The 19,230-nt window shown below is 43.6% G+C and carries 18 protein-coding genes; 12 read left to right on the plus strand and 6 right to left on the minus strand.

The genetic code is table 11. The annotated features are described in order from the left end of the window. Positions 1-39: 39 nt before the first annotated feature. Positions 40-1,668, minus strand: coding sequence for a transcription termination factor Rho (rho, locus tag R8G66_29840; protein ID MDW3196616.1), 1,629 nt, complete (start codon positions 1,666-1,668; stop codon positions 40-42). Positions 1,669-1,914: 246 nt separating this feature from the next. Here rho and serS point away from each other — a divergent pair, with 246 nt between their 5' ends. From serS to R8G66_29855, 3 genes are all read left to right on the plus strand, one after another. Then, positions 1,915-3,195 (plus strand): serine--tRNA ligase, encoded by a 1,281-nt coding sequence (gene serS, locus R8G66_29845; protein ID MDW3196617.1) that lies wholly within the window; start codon positions 1,915-1,917, stop codon positions 3,193-3,195. Positions 3,196-3,270: 75 nt separating this feature from the next. Further along, positions 3,271-5,415, plus strand: a complete 2,145-nt coding sequence (locus tag R8G66_29850; protein MDW3196618.1) for a prolyl oligopeptidase family serine peptidase — start codon at positions 3,271-3,273, stop codon at positions 5,413-5,415. 117 nt (positions 5,416-5,532) lie between these two features. Next, positions 5,533-5,982 (plus strand): GNAT family N-acetyltransferase, encoded by a 450-nt coding sequence (locus R8G66_29855; GenBank protein MDW3196619.1) that lies wholly within the window; start codon positions 5,533-5,535, stop codon positions 5,980-5,982. Between the two features lie 53 nt (positions 5,983-6,035). Here R8G66_29855 and R8G66_29860 read toward each other — a convergent pair whose 3' ends face one another. Then, positions 6,036-6,344, minus strand: coding sequence for a DUF4286 family protein (locus R8G66_29860; protein ID MDW3196620.1), 309 nt, complete (start codon positions 6,342-6,344; stop codon positions 6,036-6,038). 51 nt (positions 6,345-6,395) lie between these two features. Here R8G66_29860 and R8G66_29865 point away from each other — a divergent pair, with 51 nt between their 5' ends. The 7 genes from R8G66_29865 (at position 6,396) to R8G66_29895 (ending at position 13,260) form a co-directional block, all read left to right on the plus strand. Then, positions 6,396-7,025 carry a carotenoid biosynthesis protein gene (locus R8G66_29865; GenBank protein MDW3196621.1) on the plus strand — a complete coding sequence of 210 codons (630 nt, stop codon included), beginning with the start codon at positions 6,396-6,398 and terminating at the stop codon, positions 7,023-7,025. Positions 7,026-7,092: 67 nt separating this feature from the next. Beyond that, entirely contained in the window at positions 7,093-8,562 is a 1,470-nt protein-coding gene (crtI, locus tag R8G66_29870; protein MDW3196622.1) for a phytoene desaturase family protein, read from the plus strand. 10 nt (positions 8,563-8,572) lie between these two features. Next, positions 8,573-9,409 (plus strand): phytoene/squalene synthase family protein, encoded by an 837-nt coding sequence (locus R8G66_29875; GenBank protein ID MDW3196623.1) that lies wholly within the window; start codon positions 8,573-8,575, stop codon positions 9,407-9,409. Positions 9,410-9,412: 3 nt separating this feature from the next. Continuing rightward, positions 9,413-10,099: a lycopene cyclase domain-containing protein gene (locus R8G66_29880; GenBank protein ID MDW3196624.1), complete on the plus strand. Its 687-nt coding sequence runs from the start codon at positions 9,413-9,415 to the stop codon at positions 10,097-10,099. Positions 10,100-10,130: 31 nt separating this feature from the next. After that, on the plus strand, positions 10,131-10,976 hold the full coding sequence (locus R8G66_29885) for a 4-hydroxy-3-methylbut-2-enyl diphosphate reductase (GenBank protein ID MDW3196625.1): 846 nt from the start codon (positions 10,131-10,133) through the stop codon (positions 10,974-10,976). Between the two features lie 15 nt (positions 10,977-10,991). Further along, complete coding sequence (locus R8G66_29890) at positions 10,992-11,447, plus strand: beta-carotene hydroxylase (GenBank protein MDW3196626.1); 456 nt, start codon at positions 10,992-10,994, stop codon at positions 11,445-11,447. 58 nt (positions 11,448-11,505) lie between these two features. After that, the gene (locus tag R8G66_29895; protein MDW3196627.1) at positions 11,506-13,260 is read left to right on the plus strand and encodes a hypothetical protein; all 1,755 of its coding nucleotides are present in this window, start codon (positions 11,506-11,508) and stop codon (positions 13,258-13,260) included. An 88-nt stretch (positions 13,261-13,348) separates the two neighbouring features. On the opposite strand, the gene pulA is transcribed toward R8G66_29895, so the two are convergent. Further along, positions 13,349-15,292: a type I pullulanase gene (pulA, locus tag R8G66_29900; protein ID MDW3196628.1), complete on the minus strand. Its 1,944-nt coding sequence runs from the start codon at positions 15,290-15,292 to the stop codon at positions 13,349-13,351. Positions 15,293-15,470: 178 nt separating this feature from the next. Between pulA and R8G66_29905 the strand changes: the two genes are divergently transcribed. Continuing rightward, complete coding sequence (locus tag R8G66_29905) at positions 15,471-15,983, plus strand: NUMOD4 domain-containing protein (GenBank protein ID MDW3196629.1); 513 nt, start codon at positions 15,471-15,473, stop codon at positions 15,981-15,983. 204 nt (positions 15,984-16,187) lie between these two features. On the opposite strand, the gene R8G66_29910 is transcribed toward R8G66_29905, so the two are convergent. The 3 genes from R8G66_29910 to rplU form a co-directional block, all read right to left on the minus strand. Then, a complete protein-coding gene (locus R8G66_29910; GenBank protein ID MDW3196630.1) occupies positions 16,188-17,114 on the minus strand; it encodes a ketoacyl-ACP synthase III in 927 nt (308 codons plus the stop codon). Positions 17,115-17,181: 67 nt separating this feature from the next. Next, positions 17,182-17,442, minus strand: a complete 261-nt coding sequence (rpmA, locus tag R8G66_29915; protein MDW3196631.1) for a 50S ribosomal protein L27 — start codon at positions 17,440-17,442, stop codon at positions 17,182-17,184. A 6-nt stretch (positions 17,443-17,448) separates the two neighbouring features. After that, positions 17,449-17,760, minus strand: coding sequence for a 50S ribosomal protein L21 (gene rplU, locus R8G66_29920; GenBank protein ID MDW3196632.1), 312 nt, complete (start codon positions 17,758-17,760; stop codon positions 17,449-17,451). A 457-nt stretch (positions 17,761-18,217) separates the two neighbouring features. On the opposite strand from rplU, the gene R8G66_29925 reads away from it, so the two are divergent. After that, positions 18,218-19,210 (plus strand): ribonucleoside-diphosphate reductase small subunit, encoded by a 993-nt coding sequence (locus tag R8G66_29925; GenBank protein ID MDW3196633.1) that lies wholly within the window; start codon positions 18,218-18,220, stop codon positions 19,208-19,210. Positions 19,211-19,230 lie beyond the last annotated feature (20 nt).

Consider the following 19,230-nt stretch of genomic DNA (forward strand, 5'->3'; position numbering starts at 1 on the left):
TGTTTGACGAGTGGCTCCTTGTATCGTTAATGATTTCGATTAACCATTCATGGAAATGAGGAACTCATCATTATTGATGGTGCCTTTCATTTTAGAAAGCAAGAATTCCATGGCCTCGGTACTGGTCATATCTGACATATACTTGCGCAGGATCCAAACTCGGCTGAGCTCTTCCTTGTCCATGAGCAGGTCTTCCCGACGAGTACCAGAAGCAGGTACGTCGATCGCAGGGTAAACGCGCTTGTTGGAAAGCTTTCTGTCCAATTGAAGCTCCATATTACCTGTTCCTTTGAATTCTTCGAAGATCACTTCATCCATTTTTGAACCGGTCTCAATAAGCGCCGTAGCGATGATGGTCAGCGAACCACCGTTTTCTACGTTTCTCGCTGCTCCAAAGAATCGCTTAGGCTTGTGCAATGCATTCGCATCCACACCGCCAGAAAGAATCTTACCAGAAGAAGGCACTACTGTATTGTGTGCACGTGCCAATCGAGTGATGGAATCCAAAAGGATCACTACATCGTGACCGCACTCTACCATTCTTTTAGATTTCTCAAGAACGATGTTAGCTACTTTCACATGCTTCTCTGCTTGTTCGTCAAAAGTAGAAGCAACTACTTCTGCTTTTACTGAACGCGCCATGTCTGTTACTTCTTCAGGACGCTCATCGATCAACAAGATGATCAGGTAAACTTCAGGGTGATTACTGGCGATGGCATTGGCCACATTTTTCAGCAATACTGTCTTACCCGTCTTAGGCTGAGCAACGATCATACCCCTTTGTCCTTTTCCAATAGGAGCGAACATGTCCAATACTCGTGTGGAGTAATTGTCTGGTTTCGTGCTCAGTTTTAATCTTTCTTCAGGGAAAAGAGGCGTCAGGTACTCAAATGCTACCCGGTCTCTGATCTCTTCGGTCGTTTTGCCGTTTACCGACTCTACTCTCAAAAGGGCGAAATACTTCTCGCCATCTTTTGGAGGTCGGATTTGGCCTTTTACTGTATCCCCGGTTTTCAAGCCAAAAAGCTTGATCTGAGAAGGTGATACATAAATGTCGTCAGGACTTGCAAGATAATTGTAATCACTAGATCGCAGGAATCCGTAACCATCCTGCATCATTTCCAATACGCCTTCGCTGGCGATCATGCCATCGAACTCACGAACTATGGCATTGTGCTCTGCTTTCTTGGCTCTAGCTTCAGCACGTGGATCAGGCTTGTTACTTTTATGATCCTTTCCGCCATCTCCTCCATGACGCTTCGGAGCGTCTGACTTTTCATTTTTAGATTCTACTTTTTCCTCAGGCTTCTTTCCTTCAGGTTTAGGAGCATTTTCATCGGCGGTCAAATCAAAAGACTCCAATAGTTCTTCAGCGCTCTTGGAGGCCTCTTCAACCACCTTCGCTACATTTTGTCTTTTCCTTTTTGGAGCTTGAGACTCCTCTTTTTTCTTGGGCGCTTCTTCCTCTTTCGACTCCTTTTCAGGAGCCTTTTCAGTTTGTTTTTTCAGCTTTTCTACTTCACTATCTGGCAGAGTTGCCTGATGGTCTAGAATACTGTAGATAAGGTCTTTTTTGGCAGCTCTTTTAGCGCCTTTAACGCCTAATCCTTCAGCTATTTCCCGAAGCTCTGATAAGAGTCTAACACTCAGATCGTCTAAGGTGTACATAAGATGTTACTGTGGGTAATAATTAAATAATACGTGGGTTATCGAATGAATGACAAGTACGCGGACTTTTAAAAGAAAAAAGTGAATGCAGTATGTCTTTATCACGAATGGACGTGCAATAATAGACGTTCGCAAAATATTAAGCAAACTTTAAGCCAAAATTAGTGCCCCAGATTTAAACCCTTCTCCTTTCTATACTGGTGCTTTCACCTTTATTTTGCGACTCATTTTTAAAAGACCATTGAAATGTTACTGGTACAGGACGTAAAAACACATCTTGAAACCTACATTGCCGGACTCAGCAAACGCGGAATTGCGGATGCTTCGGAGCTCCTGCAGGAGGTACTGGATTTAGATCAAAAGCGCAAAGAGAGTCAGCAGCAGCTGGAGCAGGTGCTTTCCCAGTCCAATCAGATGGCCAAGCAGATCGGTGGTTTAATGAAGCAAGGCAAAAAAGAGGAAGCAGAAACGGCCAAGGCCAATGCAGCGCAATTGCGTGAGCAGGGCAAAACCATGACGGATGAGTTGCATCAACTGGAGAAGGAACTGGCCGATAAGCTTTATAATATCCCTAATGTTCCTAACAAGATCGTTCCTGAAGGCAATGATGAATCTGCAAATGAAGTGGTAAAAACCTCTACAGATACACTACCTGACCTTGGCGAGGATGCCAAACCACACTGGGATCTGATTGAGGAATATGACTTGATCGATTTCGAATTAGGCAACAAAGTCACCGGAGCAGGTTTTCCCTTCTATAAGGGTAAAGGGGCACGGATGGTCAGGTCTATGATCAATTATTTCCTGGACCAGGCGCTGGAAGAAAATTATGTCGAGATCCAGCCTCCGATTGTGATCAATGAAGCGTCTGGTTATGGCACCGGACAGCTGCCCGATAAAGAAGGACAGATGTATGGCATTGTAGACAGTCAACTCTTCTTGATCCCAACCGCCGAGGTGCCCATCACGAACATGTACCGGGACACCATTTTAAAGGAAGAGCAATTGCCGATCAAACATGTGGGCTTCACGCCATGTTTCCGTCGGGAAGCTGGTAATTGGGGAGCGCACGTTCGAGGATTGAACCGATTGCATCAATTCGATAAAGTAGAGATCGTACAGGTGAGCAAACCTGAAGATTCTTATCAGATCCTTGACAGCATGGTCGCTCATGTAGAAAAGCTGGTCAGTTCACTGGAACTGCCCTATCGTATCCTTAGGCTATGTGCCGGTGACCTTGGATTTACCTCTGCCATCACTTATGACTTTGAGGTCTACTCTGCAGCACAGAAGATGTGGTTGGAAGTTAGCTCTGTTTCTAATTTTGAAACGTATCAGTCCAATCGATTGAAGCTGCGCTATAAAAATGCGGACGGAAAGAAACAGTTGGCTCATACTTTGAATGGTAGTGCCCTTGCTATTCCGCGAATTTTAGCAGCTCTGCTTGAAAACAATCAAGGGGCTGATGGGATTGACATTCCTGAAGTGCTTAGGCCCTATACTGGATTTTCGAAAATCGAAAAATAACCAACCACATAAGTTTCCTTTTAACTGCGCTGGGTTTGGCTGTACATTCGGCCAAAGTTTAACCTAAGCGCAGTTATGAAAAAATTATTGATTGCTTCGCTGGCAGTCCTCGTTGCTTTTGCTTGTCAGGCTCCTAAAGAGGCCACTACTGGCAGTTTGAAATATCCACAAACCGCAAAAGTGGATACCGTAGACACGTACTTTGGTACGGAAGTTCCCGACCCTTACAGATGGTTGGAAGATGATCGCTCAGATGCGACCGCCGAGTGGGTAAGTGCACAGAACAAAGTGACCCAATCTTATCTGACAGAAATCCCATTCCGGGATCAAATCAAAGCCAGATTAACGGAATTGCTGAATTATGAACGTGTCAATGCCCCGTCCAAGCATGGAGATTATGAATACACCTATAAGAATGACGGACTTCAAAATCAGAGTGTACTTTACCGCAATAAAATCGGTAGCGACGAAGAAGAAGTATTTCTTGACCCCAATAAATTCTCGGATGATGGCACGATTTCTTTAGCTAGTACAAGTTTCACTGAGGATGGCTCTCTGTTTGGTTATTTGATCTCTATCGGCGGTAGCGACTGGAGAAAAGCCCTGGTCATGGACGTTGAAACCGGTAAGATCGTAGAAGATACCCTACACAATGTGAAGTTCAGTGGAATGTCCTGGAAGGGCAAAGAAGGGTTCTATTACAGCAGCTATGACAAGCCAGAAGGTGGTTCTGAACTTTCCGCCAAGACGCAACTACACAAATTGATGTATCACAAGTTAGGTACGGATCAGTCTGAAGACGTATTGGTTTTCGGTGGTGAGGCACAGCCTTATCGATATGTTGGTGGCAACGTGACTGAAGACAATAACTATTTGGTCATCAGCGGAGCACACCGAACCAGTGGTCGGGCCTTGTTCATCAGAGATTTACGTGATCCGAATTCAAAAATCCTAACCATCGATGATGACATGGAAACCAATGAATTTGTGATGCATACTGAAGGTTCAAGAATTTTGATTCAAACCAACTGGGAAGCACCCAATGAGAGAATCGTGGAAACAGATTTCAGTAAACTGACCCGTGAAAACTGGAAAGATGTAATCCCTGAAACCGAAAATGTATTGAGCGCCAGCACTGGTGGCGGATACATTTTTGCCAACTATCTGATCGATGCAAAAACAGCCATTAAACAATATGACACAAAAGGCAATCTGGTAAGAGATGTGGAATTGCCGGGAATTGGTACCGCCAGTGGGTTTGGTGCGGAATTGGAAGATGATGAGTTATATTACTCGTTCACTTCATTCACTTATCCAACTACCATCTTCAAATATGACATCAATGCAGGTACTTCCGAGCTGTATTCTCAGCCTAAGGTAGATTTCAATCCTGATGATTATGAAACCAAGCAGGTCTTCTACGAAAGTAAGGATGGCACTAAAATTCCTATGTTCATCACGCACAAGAAAGGCATTGAGCTGAATGGTAAAAACCCCACCTATCTATATGCCTACGGTGGTTTCAATATCAGCCTACGGCCAAGCTTCAGTACCCCTCGAATCCTGTGGCTAGAAAATGGTGGCATCTATGCACAGCCAAACATTCGAGGTGGTGGCGAGTATGGTAAAGAGTGGCATGAGGCTGGCACGAAATTGAAGAAGCAAAATGTATTTGACGATTTCATCGCTGCAGGTGAATGGCTGATCAGTAACAATTATACATCAAGTGATTACCTGGCCATTGCTGGTGGTTCTAACGGTGGATTGTTAGTAGGAACTACGATGACACAGCGTCCTGATTTGGCGAAAGTAGCTTTCCCCGCTGTAGGAGTAATGGACATGCTTCGTTATCACAAATTCACAGCTGGTGCTGGTTGGGCGTTTGATTACGGTACATCCGAAGATTCTAAGGAAATGTTCGACTATCTGCACGGTTATTCTCCTGTTCATAACTTCAAACAAGGTACCGCTTATCCTGCGACCATGGTTACTACCGCCGATCATGATGATCGTGTGGTTCCTGCGCATTCATTCAAGTTTGCTGCTACAATGCAAGAGAATCACTCCGGGCCTAATCCGGTTTTGATCCGAATCGAAACAGATGCCGGACATGGTGCGGGAACTCCGATCACCAAAATTATTGAGCAAAATGCTGATCGCTATTCTTTTGCGTGGTACAACATGGGGGTGATCCCTGAAGTGGCGAAGAAGGTGTTGTAAGTACTTGATAAATATTCAGGTTGCAACCTAATCAGCATTGTAACCAGAGGAAACACCATTTTGAGTCTTCGAAATGGTGTTTTCATTTCATATTTGCCCAAATAAAATTCAAACATCATGGCCATCATTCGACAAGGAAATAAAGCAGACTTACCCGCCGCATTGGAATTGATCCGGGAACTTGCGATCTATGAAAAGGCTGAACATGAGGTGGCCAATACCGTCGAAATGATGGAAAAAGATGGCTTTGGAGCACAGCCGGTATTTGGATTCATTGTGGCTGAAGAAGACGGTGGAGAGATCATTGGCATGTCCATGTATTACTACCGCTACTCCACATGGAAAGGCAAACGCATGTACCTGGAAGATTTGATCGTAAAAGAAGCCAAACGCGGCTCTGGCGTAGGCAAGCTGCTGTTCGAGCGAACGATTGAAATCGGGAAAGAAACCGGATGTACAGGAATGATGTGGCAAGTACTGGACTGGAATGAACCTGCAATCAACTTCTACAAGAAGTACAATACTCGGATGGAAGACGACTGGATCAATTGTAATCTGGATTTTTAACAAAGAAAAGGTCATACTGAGCCTGCCTGGTCGGCAGACAGGGCTCTCGAACCCTAAACGACCTCCTCCAACACCGTCCTAAACGCCACAAACTTACCTCCATAGGCATCGTCGTGGTGTTTTCTCATCGCTGGGGCTTCTGTGTCCAGATAGGCCTCAATCTGGCCAATGTTCTCTGCAAAATACTGGATTGCATAGGTAATGCCCGTTGCATCAGGTACTTCATTTAATAATCGTAGGAACTTGGAGCCTGTGAACCGACCGGTATTCAATACTTCGGGAATGTGAACATTTTTCATCCATTGCTTCCATTCCTCTTCTACTTCCGGATCAATGTTTACGGTGACGTTGTAGATTAGCATCTGACCTGATTTTTTTGCAAACAAAACTAAAGCAAACGGGTTTACGATGAGATGAAAATACCCAACCAACATATCGGCATCGGTATTCTATTTTTTCACTTGATTGGTGCTTTTGGTACTTTCTGGCATATGACCAGGGAAACGACCCTTGCAATGACACCAGTTAATTTACTCCTGAGCAGTATACTAATCTTTGTGTGCCATGAAAAAATCACCACTCGCTGGACAATAACTGTCGTAATTTTAGCAATCATCGGCTATTTGGTAGAAGTGGCAGGGGTGGCCACCGGGCAGATTTTTGGGAAGTATCAATATGGGCCTGTTTTAGGTTATGCGATTTGGGACGTCCCATTAGCGATGGCATTGAACTGGTTTTTACTGCTGTACATTTTTGGGCAGCTAGTAGCCCCGTTGAAATTACCCCTTGCACTCAAAGCAATGTTGGCTGGATTTGGCATGGTTTTGCTGGATGTCATCATTGAACCGGTCGCAATTGAACTGAATTATTGGCGGTGGACCAATGTTTCTGTACCTTTTCAGAACTATGTAGCGTGGTTTGTGATCGGCTCGATCCTGCAAGTATTTTTTCTGAAAGCAAATGGCCCTATCAGGAATGCATTTGCCTTCTATTTGCTAGCAAGTCAATTGCTTTATTTTTTGTCCATCTTGCTGTTTTTATAAACCACTTTTTAACCAAGCGGTCGTTTGACTTGTTAAGTCTACGTTTTTTAATAACTAATCCGATCCCATGGGGAAAAAAGTCTGTGTTATAGGTTCTGGTTTTGCTGGTTTATCCGCAGCCTGTCATTTGGCGAAAGCTGGTTATCAGGTCACCGTGCTCGAAAAAAATGAGCAAGTGGGTGGCAGGGCTCGAACACTATCCGTAGATGGTTTTCACTTCGACATGGGACCTTCCTGGTATTGGATGCCGGACGTTTTCGAAAGATTCTTCAATCATTTCGGCAAACAAGCTTCAGATTTCTACGATCTCAAAAGACTGGACCCTTCCTATGCAGTAAAGTTCAAGGATGAGTTACTGCCCATTCCTGCGAAAATGGATGAGTTTGAGGCTATGTGTGAGCGGATTGAACCAGGAAGTTCAAAGGCATTAAGAAAATTTCTATCTCAGGCGCAATACAAATATGAGGTTGGCATTCACGATCTCGTTCATAAGCCTGGTAGGTCCCTGACAGAATTCATGGACGCCCGATTATTGTACGGCCTGACCAAAATGGATGTCCTGACTTCCATGCGGAAACACGTTCATCGTTTTTTCAAGTCCGATAAGCTCCGCGAGTTAATGGAGTTCCCGATCCTGTTTTTGGGGTCTACGCCAAGCAATACACCGGCACTTTACAGTCTGATGAATTATGCAGACATCTCACTAGGCACCTGGTATCCTATGGGTGGAATGAATAAGGTCATTCAGGGCATGGTCAGTATAGCCGAAGAACTGGGTGTTGAAATAAAGACGGAAGAAAAAGTACTTTCATTCCAATATGAGAAAAACGGCATTCAACGAATCGTTACCGAAAATCAGCGGTTTGAAACGGATCTGGTGGTCGCGGGTGCAGACTATAACCACATTGACCAATCTATCGTGGCTCCGGAGTTCCGACAGTATTCTCCCAAATATTGGGACAACCGGGAAATGGCCCCTTCGTCTCTGTTATTCTATCTGGGCGTGAAAAAGGAATTACCGAAGATGTTACATCACGTGCTGTTCTTCGATGAAGATTTCAATCACCACGCTCACGAGATCTACAATGACCCCAAGTGGCCTACCAAGCCTTTGTTGTACACCTCAGCAACGGGCAAGACAGATCCAGACGTAGCGCCTGCAGGTCACGAGAATTTGGTGGTATTGATCCCTGTCGCTCCAGGTTTGGAAGACACGCCTGAAATCCGTGAAAAGTATTACAATCTGGTGATGGATCGCCTGGAAGCATTCAATGAAACAAGCATTCGTGAACATGTGATCGTGAAAAAAAGCTTTGCCCACAATGACTTTCAGAATGATTATAACTCATTTAAAGGCAATGCCTACGGATTGGCCAATACCTTGCGACAAACCGCGATCCTGAAACCTCGACTAAAAAGTAAAAAACTCAAAAACTTATACCATACCGGGCAATTGACCGTCCCTGGACCTGGCGTCCCTCCTTCTCTGATCTCTGGAGAAGTGGTGGCCAAAGAGATCCACAAGGAATTTGCCTGATTTTTTGATTATGGATGAATTGTTCAACACTACGGCCCTCAAATGCAGCCGCCTGATCACGCAGCACTATAGTACTTCATTTACACTAGGCATTAAGACCTTACACAAGAAATTTCACCTGCCTGTTTATGCCGTGTATGGCTTTGTTCGCTATGCTGATGAGATTGTAGATACATTTCACGGCAAGAACAAGCAGGAATTGTTGCTGCGTTTCAAAGCAGATACTTATCGTGCCATTGAAGAAGAGATCAGCCTGAATCCGGTTTTGCATGCTTTTCAGATGGTCGTCAATGAATATGGGATCGATCATGACTTAATTGAGGCATTTCTCTATAGCATGGAAATGGACCTGGATCAAACACTACATGACCAGGAGTCCTACGAAAAATACATTTATGGCTCTGCAGAAGTAGTCGGATTGATGTGCTTACGGATTTTTTGTGAAGGCAACCGAAAGCAATACAATGAATTGTTAAGCTCTGCCAAGTCATTGGGTTCTGCTTTTCAAAAGGTGAATTTCCTGAGAGATATCAAAAGCGATTTTGATGACCGGGGGCGGGTTTACTTTCCTGGAGTGGACTTCAATCAGTTTACGCTAGAAGACAAAAAGCTGATCGAAGAAGACATTGAAAAGGATTTTAGAGACGCACTAGAAGGGATCAAAATGCTTCCCCAAGGAGCTAGAGGTGGTGTTTATTTGGCTTATGTATATTACTTCCAACTCTTTAAAAAAATCAAACGCCTTCCTCCTAGAAAGATTCTTTCCGAAAGGGTACGGGTTCCGGACAGCATCAAAATGTTGCTGTGGACCAAATCCTATGTGAAGAGTTCTCTGAATACCATTTAAAGGATGTCGCTGTATTTCTTGCTTCATTTCTGCACGATTTCCTTTCCGCTGGCCAGATCTTTTGAATACCGGGTCAAGTACTATACCAAATGGGCTCCCCTTGTACTGGCCATCCTGATCACGGGATTTGTGTTCATTGTTTGGGACATCCTGTTCACCAAATCCGGTGTTTGGGGATTCAACCCTGCTTATTTATCTGGATTTTACCTCGCGAACCTACCGATTGAAGAATGGTTGTTTTTCGTGACCGTCCCCTTCGCCTCTGTTTTCATTTACGAAAACGTCATTTATTTCATTCGCAAACCCCTAAAATCAGCCATCGCCCAGCGGATCATGTTGGTCATGGGAATCACTTTAGTTCTTATCGCTATTACCCACTACGATCAACTGTACACGTTTTATTGTTTCCTTGGCACTGGGATTTTATTGATATTACACGGAACTTACATCAAAGCAGAATACGCAGGGCATTTTTTAATTACTTACCTGTTTCATCTGATCCCATTTTTTGTCGTGAACGGCATCCTTACCGGGTCGTTTATCGATGGTCAGATTGTCTGGTACAACCCTGCAGAGCATTTTGGCATCTTATTGATGACGATCCCAATTGAGGATTCGATTTACTCGATGTTTCTGCTATTAATGAACATAACACTGTACGAATACTTTAAAAAGACCCGGTTTTCCTGAACAAGACCTCATTTATCTAGTTGTAATGATTATGAAGAATCTCACTGTAAATATCGATCAAAACTCCGGCTTTTGCTTTGGAGTGGTATTTGCAATTGAGATGGCAGAAGAGATCCTGGATGAATTTGGTGAACTGTATTGCCTGGGAGATATCGTTCACAATGATGAAGAGGTTAAACGATTAGAGCAAAAAGGGCTGAAGATCATAAGTCATGATGACTTGCTTACAATCCGGGATGCCCGGGTGCTGATCCGAGCTCATGGCGAACCACCTTCTACTTACAAGATTGCCACCATGAACAACCTGGAGCTGATCGATGCTTCTTGCCCAGTGGTATTGAAACTGCAAAATAGAATTAAGAACTCCTACGATAAGAAGCAGAATATCTATATCTATGGAAAGCATGGCCATGCAGAAGTGGTGGGCCTCATGGGGCAAACCATGAATCAAGCGGTCGTCTTTCAGGATCTGGAAGAATTAGATCTGGAAGAAATGCCACGGGAAATCACGCTTTATAGCCAGACGACCAAGAGCACAGATAAATTTTACGACATTACTCGTCAACTTGCAGAGGCTGGCATTCAGGTGAATTCGCATGATACCATTTGCCGACAGGTTTCTAACCGTGATAAGGAGCTCAGGAACTTTGCCCAAAAGTTTGATAAGATCGTATTCGTTTCAGGCACCAAATCATCGAATGGTAAAGTGCTTTATAACATTTGCAAGCAAAATAATCCTGGATCATTCTTTGTTTCCAGTCCTTCAGAAATCAACAATGATTGGTTCAATACCAATGATTCTGTAGGCGTATGTGGCGCAACATCCACCCCTATGTGGCTCATGGAACAAGTCCGGGATCAACTCTTAACGTATTAAGTATATCTTCACACCATGTCAATAGCGATCAATACACTACTGGTGGTTGGTACCTTCTTCTTTATGGAAGGCATTGCCTGGTTTACACACAAATACATCATGCATGGGTTCCTGTGGTCCTGGCATCGTTCGCACCATAAAGTGCATCCGCATCCGCTTGAAATGAATGACTTGTTCGCCCTGGTCTTCAGCATTCCTTCTGTAGCGCTGATTGTGATCGGATTTGAAGTGGCATCCGTTTCCTGGCTGAAATTCATTGGCTTTGGCATTCTGGGATATGGCATTTTCTATTTCATCTTTCATGATGTCATCGTCCACCGACGAATCAAGATCAAATTCAAGGCGAAACATCGCTACATGCGCCGGATCATCAACGCACATTACATTCATCATGAAAGTCATTCTAAAGAAGGTGGACGTGCTTTTGGGTTTCTGTATGCTCCAAAGAGGTTCGAGGAGTCTAAATCATAAACTTTCTCAACCCAAATAAGTGACCATCCGTACCTATAGGTCGATCTAGCTTTATCGAATGAATGTATCTGACCACCTGCAACAACGTATGCAGGAACACCAAACTCAATTGAAGGCGCTTGTAGCGAAAGGTTCGCAAATCGTTTCTGCCAGGATATTGAGCTTCCTAATTGGTGTTGCCTGGCTTATCTGGGCCATTAGTGACCCTGAAATGGCGATTGCTCCCTATTTAAGTGTTGCGTTTTTCATCCTCTTCTTTGTTATCCTGAACAAAGACAAAGCCAACGAAAATAAAAAGCTGCTTACAAAGAACCTGGTAGCAATTGATGAGGAAGAAATCAAACGACTGAATGGCGACCTGGATGGGCTAGCCACCGGTGATCAATATCATGAACCGGGACATCCCTATGCTCATGACCTGGACATCTTCGGGAAGCATTCCCTCTTTCAGCATATCAATCGGACCAATTTATATGGATCGAGTGATTTGTTGGCCAACTGGCTGAAAACCCCGGTCAGCAAACAGGAAGCCACTGAGCGCCAACAAGCCATTGCCGAACTCCGTGATCAGGAGAGCTGGCGCATTGGTTTTCAGTCAAAAATGCGGCTGTTGCAAGACGCGAAGGGAAAGATTGATTTTTCTTCCGATAAACCATACTCTCCATTTTATCTGATCGCTGCCATTGTCCTAGGCCTGATTACAGTTGCGATACTCATCGGTTTCGCCATCAATCTATTGCCATCAGGATATGTTTGGGTGGCCGTGCTGACCAATGGCACGGTGCTAGGCGTATATAACTTCAAAATTCAACGGAAAGCAGTTCGTACCGGCATCCTACTGAAATATTTACAGGGCTTTTTGTTGGGTATGGACCACATCGTCAACGGAAAATTTGCTTCCCCCACTTTATTGAAAACTCAAAACCTGGTGGATCAAAAAGCCATGAAAGCGATTGGGCAACTACGTCAGATTATTTTCTTGTTGGACTCCAGAGGCAACTTGATGTGGCCTATGGTCAATCTCGTTTTCCTAGTGGACATCTACAGCGGCTTCCTCATGAATTGGTGGTCAAGGAAAAATGGCAAGGACTTTCAAACATGGATCGAGGCGATCAGCTTCTTTGAAGCACATGCAAGTTGTGCTTCCTATTGGCAGTTGCATCCGGAATTTACGGTACCGGATTTGCAGGGAGGTGAAAAAGTTTGGAAAGGCGAGGTAGTCGGACATCCACTGCTCAAAGCAGGGCAGCGGGTTAGTAATGACTTTCAATTGGATGCCCGGATGAACCTGATCACTGGTTCGAACATGTCAGGTAAAAGTACCTTTTTGAGGACAATGGGGATCAATACCATTATGGCCTGGGCTGGTCTACCCGTATGTGCTGAAAGTTTGACCCTTTCTAATTTTCTTCCCTACACATCCATGCGAACCCAGGATGATCTTTCGCAAGGTGCGTCTTCGTTTTATGCAGAGTTAAAAAGGATTCAGGGGCTCTTTACGCTGTTGGAAGAAAGAGAATCGGATGTACTCTTCCTTCTCGACGAAATTTTGAAAGGCACGAATTCACATGATCGCCATATCGGTGCATTAGGAATTATTCAACGATTGATCGCTAAGGAATCGACCGGATTCATTTCTACCCACGACCTGGACCTGGCCGATCATTACCTGGAGCATGATAAAGTGCGAAACCTCAGCTTTAATAGCGTGATGAAGGATGATCAGTTGGTTTTCGATTATTACCTTCATGAAGGAAAGTGTCACTCTACCAATGCTTCGGAGTTGATGAAGATCATGGGGATTATTGATTAGATGTCACACTTCCTACCTAGCCGGCAGGTTGGCGAGAGCCTCAGCGTGACAACCAGGCTCAGCATGACATAGGGATATAATGTGAAAGTTAATTGTGAAATATCGTTGCGGAATAAGGTGCAATCACAATTTTTTTACCAATGATTTTGTGATTCAAATCAGCTTTTCCCTCTGCTACAACTAGCTGCCAATTTCCAGCCGGGAGCTCTACTTCCAAAGGCTTGGCTCCGCCATTGAAACAAACACCAATATTTTCCCATTCATCACCATTGGCATAATCGTTTAGCCAATAGCCGAGTAAGTTCGGGTGCTCCTCTTCCATGAAAACCAGCTTGGCCTGAAGCACTTTTGGGTCTGTCATTCGAAAAGCAGGATGTGCTTTCCGCAATGCGATCAGAGAGCGGTAGTAATCATATACTTCGAGATATTGGTCCTTTTGTTCCCATTTGATGCTGTTGATCGCATCTGGACTTTCAAAAGAATTGTGTTCTCCATTTTTTGACCTTAGGAATTCTACACCGCCATGCAGAAATGGAATTCCCTGCGAAGTAAGCACGATGGTATTGGCCAGTTTGTGCATCTCAATTTTTTCCTGCTCCGAAGCATCTGGTCTGGAAATATTGATCTTATCCCAAAGCGTCAGGTTATCGTGACAGGATACGTAGTTGATGCATTGCTCGGGTGAATTGGCCCATGGTGCTTTGCTGTAGTTGACACTAGCATAATTGATCTGTGGGTGTTGTGTGGCACCAACTATTCCGAATTTGATGCTTTCCTTGGCTTTTGACAGCCCCGTGGCAAAACCTGTCTCTTGATGGACAAACACACTTCCTTTGACACCATCACGTAAGTCATCACTGAAGGCCGCAATTTGTTTGAGCTGCATGGTGTTGGCTTTTATCGCACGCTCTATCTCGGGTAAAGGACTAGGTCCGGCGGCCCAACCTTCTCCATACAGGATAATTGAGGGATTAATTGACTTCAGCTCATCGGAAATCTCATTCATCGTCGTGATATCATGAATGCCCATCAAATCGAACCGAAAGCCATCAATGTGATACTCTTGTGCCCAATATTTCAGCGATTCAATCATGAACTTGCGCATCATGAATCGCTCGGAGGCCGTTTCATTGCCACAGGCCGAGGCATTCGAAAAACCACCCTTCGTATCTTGTCGATAATAATAATCAGGGACAAGTTGATTAAAATTAGAATCCCAGGTTGGGCCCGTATGGTTGTAAACCACATCCATGATTACTCCTATTCCTTTCTCATGCAAAGCCATGACCATTTGTTTGAATTCACGGATTCGAGTCAAGGGATCATACGGATCAGTCGAGTATGAACCTTCAGGTACATTGTAATTCAAAGGGTCGTATCCCCAGTTGAATTGTTGTCGGGCTGATGCTGCCTCATCGATGGATCGAAAATCAAAGACGGGTAGCAAATGAACATGAGTGATCCCTAACTCAACTAAATGATCGAGGCCTGTGGATGTACCTGTAGGCAGTTTAGTTCCTGATTCTGTAAAAGCTATGAATTTGCCTTTGGACTGATGCCCCGATAAGTCGGAAATTGAAAAATCACGTACATGAAGTTCATAAATGATCATGTCGGTCATGGAGGAATAAACCGGTCCCATATCAATCATCCATCCCTGAGGATTGGCCTCTTCCGGAAATGCCAAAACACCCATTTCTCCATTGACAGTAACCACCCTTGCATAGGGATCAACAACTTCATTTTTGGTTTCATTTTCATAGGTAGATTGGAGCCGATAAAAGCTATATTCCGCTTTCTGTAAAAAAGTTATTTCCCAAATACCGTATCTTGAAATTTTCATATCCAACGATGCCACTGGAATTTTATGATTTTCACTTGAGTATAATTTTAGCTCCATCCGCTTCGCGTACGGTGACCATACTTTCAATGTATATTCATGGTCGTTTCGCGCAAGTCCAAGATCAGTTCCGTCATAGTTCAGGAATTCGGAAAAGTCAGCATTAACCATTTCTTGTGCGTACCCTGTCATAAAAAAAAGAAAAAATGAAATCGTTTGTATTTTACGCATTCTTAAAAGAAAATAGTTCGTAATGTTTTTAGCAAAAACAGTTTTAAGAAAATTAAAATTAGTATTTTTACAGCTCTATAAGCCTCATTAAGACCAGTCATGACATAATTGATGGTTTCAACCAAACGAGCAAAATTTTATGGCAAACGCAAAAGGCGATAAAGCCGAAGAATTATGGGCTGGTATCCCAGGCTTCCAGAATTACGAAGTTTCCAGTCGAGGTAAGATTAGAAGTAAAACAAGAAAAACATGGCACAGGGGGAGTAAAACTCACATGACCCTGAAAGGCAAGTTGATGAAGCAACGTTGGAATAAGACGTGCAAATGTTACTTCTTGGATCTAATCGATGATGATGGTCGAAGAAGAACGGTTTATCCACACAAAGAAGTGGCCAAAGCCTTTGTTGACAATGGCGATGGTGAGAAGACCATGATCATTCACGAGGACAACAACCCAAGGAACAATAGTTCCAGTAATCTGAAGTGGATGACGCCATCTGAACACATGAAATGGCAATTTGAAGTAGGGAACAAGAACAATTATAAAGTTTGGAAAACGAGAAAGAAACTTTATAAAAACGGTTTCAAAGAAACCACAGTTCTTCCAGGAAGGCCAAGGAAAAATCCCAAACCCGAAGAGGTAAGTGCCTAATTTTCAACCTTCTTATAAAGACTTTGAAGCCATCCCGAACAGGATGGCTTCTTTGTTTTGGACAAGCTCAAACTAAAGTTTACACCCTTCAAAGGCCTGATTGCCGGAAAGGCAAACTCAGGGCTCCAGAATAAATTTCATGGACAAGCCTAAATGTCAATTCGAAGCGACCAGAATTCTTTTAAGTTCAGAAACAAGAATTAGCTACTTCACCATTAACATCGAGCCGTAGCTGTATCCGCCACCAAAAACAGAGGACACAACGACATCTCCGGCCTTAAAATCATGCCATTTCTCACCCATTGCGATGACGGCTCCTGCACATCCCGTATTTCCCAGGTACTGAATATTGGACAGGGCTTTTTCTGCTGTTAACCCGAGATTACTTAATACTTTTTTGGTGATCCTGTAATTGGCCTGATGTGGCGCGAGGTAGTTCAGATCCGCAAGCTGATAATTGTTTTCTGTCAGAATCTGTTCAGTGATATTCGACATCTTAGCACAGGCATTGATGAACACATCCTTGCCATTAGGCATAGACATACCTGTTTTTACCCTCAGCATTACCCCATCCATGGCCTTTCCAATATTGGCGGCCCCAGCTGATTTTATTGCTTTTACTGTCAACCCGCCAGGTGAGGGTTCTTTTTCGAACAACGAGACCGCCGCAGCATCTCCCCAAAGCGGCCCGGACTTGGGTTCTGCATCATTACTGAAAGCCGTGTTGTGCTCTGAAGTAACCACCAAGGCCTTTTTGGCCTTGCCCATCGCAAAATAGCCTTCTACGATTTCAGCTGCATTGATAAAAGAGGAGCAAGCTGAGGTAATAGTAACCGTGGGAATATCTGAAACATCCAGGTGATTCTGAATGGCGTGGGCCAGTGTAACAATGGTATCGTGAGGCGTATAGGTTGCTCCAACGATCAAATCCACATCGGATAAGTCTTTATCCATGCGCTTAACCGCCTCGATGGCCATCGTATGGGTGTTTTCATCAGCCGCCGCCCGGCGCCTTTCCTTTATTCCTGTTCGTTCAATAATCCAGTCGTCCGAGATTCCGGACAGATCAGTAAAATAATCATTACTGATTCGCTGTTCTGGCAAATAATAGGAGATACTGTTCAGAAACATGCTAGAAAAAGTGAGTCCCAAAAAAAAAGCACGATTTTCATCGTGCTTGCAAGTTAGTTTCTTTTGATCAGGCTTGTGCCGGATCGATGTGAACAAATGATCTGTTACGTGCTCCTTTTTGGAATCGAACAGTTCCATCAATCAAAGCAAACAACGTGTGATCTCTACCAATCCCTACGTTATCTCCAGGATGATGCTTCGTTCCTCTTTGTCTTACAATGATGTTGCCAGCGATTGCCGCCTGTCCACCATAGATTTTCACACCAAGTCGTTTACTTTCCGACTCCCGGCCGTTTTTCGAGCTACCTACTCCTTTCTTATGAGCCATGGTTTATTAGTTTTTGATGTCTTCGATTAAAACCTTAGAGAACTGCTGACGGTGACCGTTTTTCACCTTATAGCCTTTTCTTCTCTTCTTCTTGAAAACGATGACTTTGTCACCTTTCACATGCTCCAGGACTTTACCAGAGACTTTGGCACCTTTCAAAGTGGGTGTACCTACCTTTACTTTGCCTTCATCATCCACAAGCAAAACATTGTCAAAGTCCACTGTGCTACCTGCTTCCTGATCTAACAAAGGAGCGTAAACGAACTTATCTTTCTCTACTTTGAACTGCTTCCCGGCGATATCTACAATTGCGTACATCGATTTCTATTTTTCAAAAAAGGACTGCAAAGATAGACTTTTGCACATTAAAGTCAAATGATATGCCCGTATTAAATCCAGATAACATGTGGATAATTTTTTTTGGCTTCATTTTTTGAAATTCGCACCCTCAATTTTTGGCATATTTAATGAAGTCTAAATTGAAAAACATAACGTAACCTTTTGTATATCTGCACGTTATAGAGTTATCCACACCCTGTTGATAAATCAAAAGCCCCTTGAACCGGCCGTTTGATTTTTAAACCGGTTTTGAGGACATTTGTAAAAGTCTGCCGGAAAAAATTTAGACCACTTTTCTTGTAGGGGTGATTCCTCACCCAAAACACCAAACTGGCTTGTAAGCATTGAAAAATATGTTCTTATGATAGGAACATTATGCCTAGGCTATTTGTCATTGTGGTACAAGGTAGAATTATTTAATTATTAAAGGCTTACCATGAGCAGTGAGGTTAACGCACAGTTGGAGGAACCGATTCTGAAAGAGAATAGCAATCGCTTTGTTCTCTTCCCGATTCAACATGATGACATATGGCAGTTCTATAAAAAAGCAGAAGCAAGCTTTTGGACCGCTGAAGAAATCGACCTGGGACAGGATCTGAAAGATTGGAAGGGATTGACAGATGGAGAACGTCACTTTATTAGTCATGTATTAGCATTTTTCGCGGCAAGCGATGGTATCGTCAACGAAAACCTGGCAGAGAACTTCGTAGCAGAGGTACAATACACAGAAGCAAAATTCTTTTACGGATTCCAAATTGCTATTGAAAACATTCATTCAGAAACCTACTCCTTATTAATAGATACGTACGTCAAAGATCCTAAAGAGAAGGATCACCTCTTCAACGCCATCGATACCATGGATTGCGTGAAGAAGAAAGCAGATTGGGCGCTACGTTGGATCGATGAAGGAAGTTTTGCAGAAAGACTCATCGCGTTCGCAGCGGTTGAGGGTATCTTCTTTTCCGGTAGTTTCTGCTCTATCTTCTGGATGAAGAAAAGAGGCCTGATGCCAGGCCTGAGTTTTTCAAATGAATTGATCTCTCGTGATGAAGGCTTGCACTGCGATTTTGCATGCTTGCTGTACAACAATCACCTGATCAATAAGCTCGCCCCTGAAACCGTACAAAAGATTATCTCTGATGCGGTAGAAATAGAAAAAGAATTTGTAACAGATGCACTCCCAGTTAAATTGATCGGGATGAATGCTGACCTGATGTGCCAATACATCGAGTTTGTAGCCGACCGATTGTTGATGGAGTTAGGCTGTTCTAAAATATATCAATCCTCAAATCCGTTTGATTTCATGGAGATGATCTCTTTGCAAGGAAAAACGAATTTCTTTGAGAAACGCGTTGGCGAGTATCAGAAAGCTGGTGTTCTGAATGCCGACAAAGAGGGTCCAAAGTTTAGTCTGGATGAGGATTTTTAATGCAATTATATATAGTGTCC

The sequence above is a fragment of the Cytophagales bacterium genome (assembly GCA_033344775.1).
In the GTDB taxonomy this organism is placed as follows: Bacteria; Bacteroidota; Bacteroidia; order Cytophagales; family Cyclobacteriaceae; genus JAWPMT01.

What these genes read in the sequence shown, in the direction of transcription:
- R8G66_29890 (MDW3196626.1), top strand. Translation starts at nt 10,992, where the DNA reads ATGTCAATAGCGATCAATACACTACTGGTGGTTGGTACCTTCTTCTTT.
- R8G66_29885 (MDW3196625.1), top strand. Translation starts at nt 10,131, where the DNA reads ATGAAGAATCTCACTGTAAATATCGATCAAAACTCCGGCTTTTGCTTT.
- R8G66_29875 (MDW3196623.1), top strand. Translation starts at nt 8,573, where the DNA reads ATGGATGAATTGTTCAACACTACGGCCCTCAAATGCAGCCGCCTGATC.
- rho (MDW3196616.1), bottom strand. Translation starts at nt 1,668, where the DNA reads ATGTACACCTTAGACGATCTGAGTGTTAGACTCTTATCAGAGCTTCGG.
- R8G66_29910 (MDW3196630.1), bottom strand. Translation starts at nt 17,114, where the DNA reads ATGTTTCTGAACAGTATCTCCTATTATTTGCCAGAACAGCGAATCAGT.
- R8G66_29880 (MDW3196624.1), top strand. Translation starts at nt 9,413, where the DNA reads ATGTCGCTGTATTTCTTGCTTCATTTCTGCACGATTTCCTTTCCGCTG.
- crtI (MDW3196622.1), top strand. Translation starts at nt 7,093, where the DNA reads ATGGGGAAAAAAGTCTGTGTTATAGGTTCTGGTTTTGCTGGTTTATCC.
- rplU (MDW3196632.1), bottom strand. Translation starts at nt 17,760, where the DNA reads ATGTACGCAATTGTAGATATCGCCGGGAAGCAGTTCAAAGTAGAGAAA.
- rpmA (MDW3196631.1), bottom strand. Translation starts at nt 17,442, where the DNA reads ATGGCTCATAAGAAAGGAGTAGGTAGCTCGAAAAACGGCCGGGAGTCG.
- R8G66_29855 (MDW3196619.1), top strand. Translation starts at nt 5,533, where the DNA reads ATGGCCATCATTCGACAAGGAAATAAAGCAGACTTACCCGCCGCATTG.
- pulA (MDW3196628.1), bottom strand. Translation starts at nt 15,292, where the DNA reads ATGACAGGGTACGCACAAGAAATGGTTAATGCTGACTTTTCCGAATTC.
- R8G66_29905 (MDW3196629.1), top strand. Translation starts at nt 15,471, where the DNA reads ATGGCAAACGCAAAAGGCGATAAAGCCGAAGAATTATGGGCTGGTATC.
- serS (MDW3196617.1), top strand. Translation starts at nt 1,915, where the DNA reads ATGTTACTGGTACAGGACGTAAAAACACATCTTGAAACCTACATTGCC.
- R8G66_29850 (MDW3196618.1), top strand. Translation starts at nt 3,271, where the DNA reads ATGAAAAAATTATTGATTGCTTCGCTGGCAGTCCTCGTTGCTTTTGCT.
- R8G66_29925 (MDW3196633.1), top strand. Translation starts at nt 18,218, where the DNA reads ATGAGCAGTGAGGTTAACGCACAGTTGGAGGAACCGATTCTGAAAGAG.
- R8G66_29860 (MDW3196620.1), bottom strand. Translation starts at nt 6,344, where the DNA reads ATGCTAATCTACAACGTCACCGTAAACATTGATCCGGAAGTAGAAGAG.
- R8G66_29865 (MDW3196621.1), top strand. Translation starts at nt 6,396, where the DNA reads ATGAAAATACCCAACCAACATATCGGCATCGGTATTCTATTTTTTCAC.
- R8G66_29895 (MDW3196627.1), top strand. Translation starts at nt 11,506, where the DNA reads ATGAATGTATCTGACCACCTGCAACAACGTATGCAGGAACACCAAACT.